Source organism: Paenibacillus sp. TY11, from assembly GCF_059772165.1.
Map to the genome: position 1 here is coordinate 1 of NZ_JCBAIQ010000061.1, position 1,551 is coordinate 1,551.

Annotated in this window: 1 protein-coding gene; it reads left to right on the top strand. The window is 41.7% G+C overall.

Translation table 11 applies throughout. From position 1 onward, the window contains the following. Positions 1-61: 61 nt before the first annotated feature. The coding region (locus AC6EJC_RS26775; RefSeq protein ID WP_444956515.1) for a condensation domain-containing protein at positions 62-1,551 on the top strand (1,490 nt) is incomplete at its 3' end.

The window sequence follows — 1,551 nt, forward strand, 5'->3', positions numbered from 1 at the left end:
TCCGGAGTTAATACCTGATCCGGAGCATATGTATGAACCGTTTCCGCTAACGGATGTGCAAATGGCTTATCTGATGGGACGCGAGGACCATTTTGAAATGGGCGGAGTGTCAACTCATGGATATACAGAAATTAAAACCGACTTTGATATAGACCGACTTAATTTTGCATTACAACAGGTCATTCAATATCAGCCCATGATGCGCGCAGTCGTATTTCCTACCGGAGAGCAGGTTATCCTGGAGAATGTGCCGGAATATCGAATAACAGTGGTTGACCTTACCCATATGAGTTCGTCTGAGCAACAAGAACGGATAGTGTCAGAAAGAGAGCGAATGTCTCATTATGTATTTCCAACAGACCAATGGCCGCTCTTTGAATATAAAGCTTTTAAATTATCTGAAGGAATTTATTATTTGTTTATCAGCTACGACATGTTGATTACGGATGGAGCAAGTATTCAACTGATAGGCAAGCTGCTGGTTAAATTCTATCATGAGCCCAATTGGATGCCATCACAGTTACAGAGCACATTTCGGGACTACATTCTGGCATTGCAGCATTTTAAAAATTCGGAAACCTATACGAAGGACAAACTGTATTGGTTGAATAAATTGGGCGATTTTCCTGCAGCTCCGCAGCTGCCTTTGAAAGCAGATCCCTCCGGTGTGACTGAGCCTCGTTTTTGCCGTCTGGAGCAAGAGATCGATAGAGAAACCTGGGAGAAAATCAAAAAACAGGCGTATAAGTACAATATAACGCCTACAGCGGCTCTTCTTGCTGCTTATGCAGAAGTGATGGCCTTTTGGAGTAATAAGCCTCATTTAGCCGTGAGCTTGACCGTTTTCAACAGACTACCGTTTCATCAAGATGTGAACGACATGGTTGGGGATTTTACTTCCGTAATTCTTATAGAAATTGATTTTAGGTCTGAAAAGGGATATTGGGAGAGGGCAAAACAGATCCAAGAACGTCTTTTAGAATCACTTGAGCATCGGCATTATGATGGAATTGAGTTAATACGAGAAATATCTAAATACCATAGTTATGGTAATCGTGCTGTTATGCCTATTGTTTTTACAAGCATGCTGCTGGGGACCAAAGAAAGAGGTGAAGTTAGTTGGTATGAATTAGGAGAGATACAAATGGGTGCTGGGCAGACATCTCAAGTTTACTTGGATCACCAACTTTTTGAAGATAACGGTTCGTTAAGGCTTGTTTGGGACTACGTTGAGCAACTATTCGATGAAAATGTAATTCATACAATGTTCAAGCAATATATTGATACATTAACTCTGCATACCAACTGCATAAAAATTACTGAACAAGAAATGAAGTTGATGGAGAGCTACAATAATACAGAGAAACCGATACCATACAGCACCTTGCATGGGCTGTTCGAGGAGCAAGCAGCGCGTACTCCAGAAGCAGTGGCATTAATGCACAAGGATGAATGTCTTACGTATGGAGAACTGCAGAAACGTTCGAATCAAATTGCCCGTTACTTGCAAGGGCAGGGTGTATGTCGTGGTGATTATGTTAGCGTATTGGC